General features: G+C 61.4%; 7 protein-coding genes. All 7 read left to right on the plus strand.

Translation table 11 applies throughout. The features are described from left to right. The first annotated feature begins 8 nt into the window (after nucleotides 1-8). The 7 genes from V5A38_RS13980 (at nucleotide 9) to V5A38_RS14010 (ending at nucleotide 7,162) form a co-directional block, all read left to right on the plus strand. Nucleotides 9-251 (plus strand): oligopeptide/dipeptide ABC transporter ATP-binding protein, encoded by a 243-nt coding sequence (locus V5A38_RS13980; protein WP_332326384.1) that lies wholly within the window; start codon nucleotides 9-11, stop codon nucleotides 249-251. A 150-nt stretch (nucleotides 252-401) separates the two neighbouring features. Continuing rightward, a complete protein-coding gene (locus tag V5A38_RS13985) occupies nucleotides 402-746 on the plus strand; it encodes a hypothetical protein (RefSeq protein WP_332326378.1) in 345 nt (114 codons plus the stop codon). Between the two features lie 257 nt (nucleotides 747-1,003). Continuing rightward, nucleotides 1,004-1,624: a rod-determining factor RdfA gene (rdfA, locus tag V5A38_RS13990; RefSeq protein WP_332326379.1), complete on the plus strand. Its 621-nt coding sequence runs from the start codon at nucleotides 1,004-1,006 to the stop codon at nucleotides 1,622-1,624. Nucleotides 1,625-1,731: 107 nt separating this feature from the next. Beyond that, entirely contained in the window at nucleotides 1,732-3,780 is a 2,049-nt protein-coding gene (locus V5A38_RS13995; protein WP_332326380.1) for an archaea-specific SMC-related protein, read from the plus strand. A 147-nt stretch (nucleotides 3,781-3,927) separates the two neighbouring features. Further along, nucleotides 3,928-4,242 carry a helix-turn-helix domain-containing protein gene (locus V5A38_RS14000; protein WP_332326381.1) on the plus strand — a complete coding sequence of 105 codons (315 nt, stop codon included), beginning with the start codon at nucleotides 3,928-3,930 and terminating at the stop codon, nucleotides 4,240-4,242. A gap of 179 nt (nucleotides 4,243-4,421) precedes the next feature. Then, the gene (locus V5A38_RS14005; protein ID WP_332326382.1) at nucleotides 4,422-5,624 is read left to right on the plus strand and encodes an XdhC family protein; all 1,203 of its coding nucleotides are present in this window, start codon (nucleotides 4,422-4,424) and stop codon (nucleotides 5,622-5,624) included. Between the two features lie 1,076 nt (nucleotides 5,625-6,700). Beyond that, on the plus strand, nucleotides 6,701-7,162 hold the full coding sequence (locus V5A38_RS14010; protein ID WP_332326383.1) for an AsnC family protein: 462 nt from the start codon (nucleotides 6,701-6,703) through the stop codon (nucleotides 7,160-7,162). Nucleotides 7,163-7,242 lie beyond the last annotated feature (80 nt).

The raw sequence follows: 7,242 nt of genomic DNA on the forward strand, positions 1-7,242 counted from the left end.
AGTTCGAGGTGCTTTCCGGAGCCGTCCCGTCACCGAGAAACCCGCCGTCCGGGTGCCGGTTTCATACCCGCTGCCGACATGCACGAGAAATCTGCAAGGAAGAGAAACCGCCACTGGTAACAGACGAATCGGAATCGGCTGAACACGAGTCGATGTGTTTCAGAAACATGCCGGACCACCAGTACTGGCAGAGTCCATCACTGGAAGAGGAATCCCAGACCGCTGGGCAACAGCCACGTGAAGACGCATGAGAAACTGATGAACACAGACCGACGACTCCTTCGGGAGTCTGCACACGACCGGGTCGAGGACAGGAAACGTCGGTACTCCCGAGAGCACCGCGAGCGAAATAGGGAGGCATCTAACAATATCGCCGAACTCATCGCAACAGCGAGAACACAATGAGTGACGACACAGAACCGACCGAAGAACGCCCAGAATGGTGGGTCGAGAACGAGGAACTCCGTGAGTTCCTCGGGCTGCCCGAGTACACACCACCCCGGTTCGCGGACGGGGTGTACACCCACGACGTCATCCCGGAGTTGGAAGAACGGTACGGATGCGACATCCGCCCTCTCGGGGTCAACACGAACTACCTCGAAGACTGGGAACTGCGAATCGACAACGAGCCCGCATTCATGATTAGTCGGCGCCGAGACGAAAACGGAAATACGGTGTACGAGATAAGTTCCGAGGAGTTCTGCGAACGTGTTGAGAACTGGTATGTGGAATCAGAACAGCAGTAAATTTCTGTGAGAGTTCGCTCCACCGACTGATAGAGTTGCGAGCGCATACCCCCGTCTTCAGGCGCTGGAAGAAGTCATGCGGTAGCGCACACGATAGATTCGAAAAGTGCTCAAAGGGCACAATTTGGCACAACCCGTTTGTCCCAGGTGGCTCGAATCGATACGAAGAGTGAGTTCCGCCGATATACCCGAGGGTCAACAGCGCGGGAGCAGTCTCGAACCGAACGTCTATACCAACAGGTAGTAATACCCAAACAATGAGCGAGGAGAATGAGCAGGGCTCAAACAATCGGCGGCGAGGCAGCAAGGTCGGGCGGCTCATCGAGTCCTACGAGCTCGAAGGGATGCCAGCAGAGCTCGCGCGCTACTGGCTGGGAGAGGGTGTCGAACGCCAAAGCCTCCGTGAACTGGCGACGCTGTTCAACGAACGACTGGTCCGGGCGGCGATGCAGGACGCGGGAATGAGTCCGCTCGAGGGCGAGGCAGCGAACGTTTACGAACTGCTATCGGGCGATTCGGCCACCAGTGGCGCTCGGACCAGGGCCGAACGGCGACTCGGCCGCAAGGGCGTCGACGTTGAGCAGCTCACGTCGGAGTTCGTCTCCCACCAGGCCATCCACACCTATCTTACGGATGTCCGCGGGCTGGAACACACCGCGGAGACAGAAGGCGTGGAGAGCCGGATCGAGACGGTCCAGCGTCTGGTCGGGCGGACGCGCTCGGTCTCGGCTGGCGTCGTTGAGGGGCTCGCGGGTTCGGACGAGATAGATATCGGGGAGTTCGAGGTGACCGCCGACGTATACGTCACATGCCGGGACTGCAACAGTCGGTACGAGCTGACCTCGTTCCTCCGGCGCGGACAGTGTGACTGCGAATAGGCAACCACGATCCGTGTGCCAACCACGGCTCCCGTTACATTGCTGACGCTGTGACAGGTCTGACGCTTCCCGAAACTCTATACGCCAAAGGGTAGACCCCTTCCACGATGACCCTCTCATCGGAGCCTGCCGTGGAGGCGGCCCGGCTGTCGGTCCGAAACATCGGCGGCATCGATCAAACGACCGTCGAACTCGGGCCGGGCGTAACAGTACTCGAAGGCCGGAACGCAACGAACCGAACGTCGCTGTTGCAGGCCATCATGGCCGGGTGTGGCTGTGAGAGCGTCGCGATGAAGGCTGACGCTGACAGCGCGTCGGTGTCGCTGACAATCGACGGCGAGACGTACGAGCGGACGCTTAGGCGGGAGAACGGCGGCGTCACCGCAAGCGGCGACGCCTATCTCGACGATCTGGAGGCCGCGGATCTGTTCGCGTTCCTGCTGGAATCCAACGAAGCCCGGCGCGCGGTCGCCCGCGGCGATGAGCTCCGTGAACTCATCATGCGACCGGTCGATACGGGCGCGATCCGGCGCGAGATCCGACAGGCCGAAGAGCGTAAACGAGCGGTCGATACCCGACTGGAGGAACTTGAGGAGCTGGAACACGAGCGCCCGGCGCTCGAACGCCGCCGCGACGAACTAACGGCCGAAATCGAGGAGACCGAAACCACGCTCGCGGAGGTCGAGGAAGAGATCGACTCCGCGTCGGCTGAAGTCGCCGACGAGCGTGAGCAAGAGCGGGAAACCGAACAGAAGCTGGCCAAGCTTCGGAAGCTCAGGGCCACCCTCGACGACGTTCGCTACGAGCGCGAAACCGAGCGCGAGAGCCTCGAGAACCTGCGGGAGGAACGGGAGACGCTGCGGGCGGAACTGGACGAGCTTGCGGCACCCGACGAGGCCGATCTGGCCGAGATTCGCCGCGAACTCGACGACCTCCGGGAGGAGCGGACGCGCCTCGACCGAAAGATCGGTGAACTCGATACCGTCGTTCAGTTCAACCGAGAGATGCTCGACGGCTCCCGTGACGAAGTTCGGGACGCGCTCGATTGTGAGTCGCCGTCGGCCGGTGATTCACTGTCGGCTATCGAGTCACTGTCGGACACTGAGGCCTCGACCACCGAGGAGGGTGAGGACGCCGGCGAGACGACACCCGATGACGCGAGCACTGCCAATGACTCACTCACTGATCGGCTCGTCGACGACACCGAATCCGTGACCTGCTGGACCTGCGGCTCGTCGGTCGAGACCGACGAAGTCGAGCAGACCGTCGAGCTTCTCCGGGAGCTCCGTGGGCGAACAGCCGACGAGAAAGACGAGGTACAGGCCGAGATTAGCCGGCTGGAAGAGCGGAAAACCGAACTCGAGGAACAGCAGCAGCGCCACACCGAGGTCGTGCGGCGACTCGACCGCATCGAGGAGGAGGTCGCAGAGGGTGAAGGGGCGCTCGAGTCGCTCGAGGAGCGTCGGGCGGCAGTGGAGGCCGAGATCGAGGAAATCGAACGGGCGGTCGAAGCGTTGCGGGACGAGAGTCGGAGCGAACTGCTCTCGCTTCACGAACGGGCGAACGAACTCGAACGCGAACTCGGCCGGCTGAGCAACGAGCGCGACGCCGTGGAGGACGAACTCGAGGAGATCCGGGCCGGGCTGGACGGACGCGAGAAGCTCGAAGCCGAGCGCGAAGAGCTCCAGTCCCAACTCGTCGAGCTTCGAACCCGCATCGGGCGCGTCCAGGAGGACGCCGTCGAGGCGTTCAACGACCACATGGAGACGGTGCTCGGGCTGCTCGGCTACGATAACCTCGAACGGATCTGGATCGAGCGGACGCAAGCGGACACCCGCAACGCGACAGATGCCTCCTTCGAGCTACATATCGTCCGAAATACTGCGGGAACCGTCTACGAGGATTCGGTCAACCACCTCAGCGAGAGCGAACGGGAGGTTGTCGGCCTGGTGTTTGCACTCGCGGGCTATCTCGCACACGACGTGCACCAACAGTGCCCGTTCGTCCTGCTGGACTCGCTGGAGGCTATCGATTCCGAGCGCATCGCCGCGCTCGTCGACTACTTCGAAGCCTACAGCGACTATCTCGTGGTCGCGCTGCTGCCGGAAGACGCGGCAGCAGTTGACAGCGAATACGACCGACTCACGGAAATCTGAAACGCCACCAAAGGCGCCCGCTGTGTCTCGTTCCCCATATTCGAACAGCCATTCTGCTGGCTTCTCCGGTCAGGAGTAAGGAGTGGTCTAGCTATCGTATTCCATGGGTGCATGACAAACTGTCCCGAACGCAATCCGGTCTCGACGGTGGAGCGCGCGTTCGACGTCGTCGAGTACCTTCTGGAGGTGGAAACGGCAACCCTGACCGAGGTGGCCGACACGCTCGATATCGCCAAGAGCACCGCTCACCGCCATCTGGGAACGCTGGAACACCGGGGCTACGTCATCCGGCGGTATGAGGCGTTTACACTGGGGATGCGGTTTCTCGACCACGGATATTTTCTCAGACGACGGGCCCCGCAGACGGTCTCGCCCGTGAGAAGGTGGCGGCGCTGGCGGCCCAGACTGACGAGCGAGCACAGTTCATCGTCTCGTCGACGGCACTGTTCGGCGTCTGTGTAACACGCCGAGCGAGCGGAGAAACGCCTTTAGCTCCTGAGGCGCCTTGCATATACAATGGGTGTCAATACCCGACGAAGGCCCCTACCCGAACAGCCCCGGCAGAAAGCCACAGCAGTACCTGTCTGCTTGGGCAGCGTCGCTACAGGAGCCGGCACACTCGCTTCTGGCTCACCTGGACGATGACTGTGGACCAACCAGCAGTTGAGACTGAGGCCACTGGCTGGGAAGCAACCCGCGCGGATGTCGCCCGACAGCTTCGGGCGTGTCTCTCGGAGGACCGACAGGCGGCGACGGCGGTCATCACCGACGTGGAGGGGTCGGCCTACCGCCGTCCCGGCGCCCGGCTCGTCGTCACCGAAGAGTCCGCAATCGGTGCTATCACCGCAGGCTGCCTCGAAGGACCAGTTGCGGAGGTGGCTCGAACCGCCATCGCTGATGGAGTTCCGGTGACCGAGACCTACGACCTGACGAACGACGACGAGGAGGCGTGGGGGATGGGACTGGGCTGTAACGGCGTCATCGACGTCCTCATGGACCCTGTCGACGCGAGCCTGCAACCTGCGCTGGACGCGATGGCCCGAAAGGAACGAGCGGTTGTCGCGACAGTGCTCTCCGTGGACGAGGAGTCCAGAGAGCGTTCCCAGCCCGCCGTCTCCCCGGGCGATCGAACTACTGTTTTGGCCGACGGGTCGACTGCCGATGAAGCGCACCTGGCTGGAACCGGTCGGAGTCCACTGCCGAGGGAACTCATCGATGGAGTATCCGAGGCGCTCACCGAGGACTCCCTGAAGGAACTATCCTCGTCGACGACAGTCACTATCTCGTTTGAGGGGGCCGAAAGAGCCGTCTTCTGTGACGTGTACGAGCCGATTCCGACGCTGTTCCTGTTCGGGAGCCAGGGAGACGTGCGACCGGTCGCCCGAATCGCCCGCGAGGCGGGGTTCCGGGTCGCGGTGGTGACCGGGCGCGGGGCGAAAGCCGACGGGGAGCGGTTCCCGGCCGCTGACTCGGTCCGGGCGGTCCGAGCGCCAGATCTGGGTGAAGCCGTCGAGGCACCCGAACACACCTACACGGTGCTGATGAGCCACAACTTCCTCGACGACCGCCTGGCGCTCGACTCGCTGCTGGAGACGGCGGTTCCCTACATCGGGCTGATGGGGCCACAGAAGCGCTTTGCGGAGATGCGCGAAGCGTTCGCCGAGGAAGACCGCCCGCTCACCGTGGCCGAACTCGAACGCATCGCGACGCCCGTCGGGTTGGATCTCGGCGGCGACGAGCCGACCCAGATTGCGTTGAGCGTCGTCGGGGAGGTGCTGGCCGAGGTCAACGACCGGCCGGGCGGCCGACTCTCAGACCGGGAGGGCCACGTCCACGACCGGTAGGGGAGGCCCGGGCTATCCGACGAACCGAATCGACGGCCCCCCTGAAACCCTTGCTGGCATACATGATTGGTTAGTCGCGCACGGAAGAGGTGACGAAGACCACCTACCCCAGCGATATTCACAGCCAGCACCCCATCGCCCGCCGGGTTCGTTTTTACCTGCTGCATATCGCAGTTTCGGTCAAGTCTGTCGGGATTCATGTATCGATTTGGGCGGCGTTTTCAGTAGATCCGGTTTGCTCGCGCTTGCAGGATTCAATGAGCCGTTCGAACTACCGTCGTACCCGGAGGCTGAGACCACTGGGAGTGTCGTTCGTGTTCGCCGGCCGACCAGTGGAGATGTCGATCGAGAGCCACCACAGTAACATATTTAATTTGTTATGAAGGGCAGAACACCTTGATTCACGGATTCTTCTCGAGAGTCCCGTTGGCTGCTGATTGTACATATCCTCCAAACTATGGAAATCGTAAGATGTCTCTCGCAGCTGTTCGTTTCCGGACACTGATACATCGACGATACCTAGCTAACCCAAACAGAGAAATCGATCGGTGTCTGGAAGCTCATCGTCCACGGGGGCTGTGACAACGGGACGTCTCAATCAAATTGTTATTCTATTTACCGACACCTTTTCTGTGGGAGCTGAGTAATCTCGATGACCTCTCAGTGCGTCTCCCGAACTGAACCACAGATACCGATTACCCGTCACCCAGTAATCATTACATATCTATGTTTGTAATGGATTCGCGTCTTCTGGAGAGCCTGTTTCATAGTGATTACTGCGAATCGGTGCATCGACGGTGTCGAACGCCGCCGGGTCAGGGGCTCCCATCACCGACACGGATGGTCACGGCGGGACAGACTCGCAGTAATCACTATACACTCGGACGTGCTTTGCTCAACTTCGCCTGATCTGAGGCGACGCAAGACCGGCTGATCCACCGAATCTCCGATAGTGACTGTTGAACGGATCACGTCCGAGTGTATATCACGACTCTTCCAATCTCCTTGCCTCTTGGAGCCAATCGACCGGGCGCGCGGACGATAGCGTTAATGTGCCAGTGCCCGGCATCCCAGCCATGCCCGAACACCGATTCGACGAGTTCGACGAGATCGACACCCAGATACTGGTGATTCTCTCGGAGAACCCGAGAATGCCGTATCAGAAGCTTTCTCGGCGACTGGCGGACGAGGCTGCCGAGATGCGCAGGCTGCTGGTCCGCGGTGGCGTCATCGTCGACGACCTGCTCGACGATTTCGTCTCCTACAGCGTCGTCCGGACGCACCTAACCGAGTGTCTCGGTGAGAGGCGGGACCCGTCACCGGCCTGCGACTGGGAGGAAGACCGAATCGACCAACTCGATGCCTATGCCGTCGACGAAGCCGCGGACGCTCTTCGTTCGCTGGCGAACAAGGGGAAGCTGTCCGCTGGCGGGGAGCTGCAGGCGAGCCTCTCATTCGAAGTAACCTGTTCGGCCTGTGGCGTCTCGGTGCCGTTCGACGAGGCGCTGCAGGCCGAGGGGTTCTGTGACTGCTCCTGATCCCCACCGACCGGTTGAGTATGACGAACTACGAGGAATCAAGAGCGCTGGATTTGCATTTACAAACAGGTGGCTGATGG

It is taken from the genome of Halolamina sp. (assembly GCF_036626355.1).
Classification (GTDB): domain Archaea; phylum Halobacteriota; class Halobacteria; order Halobacteriales; family Haloferacaceae; genus Halolamina.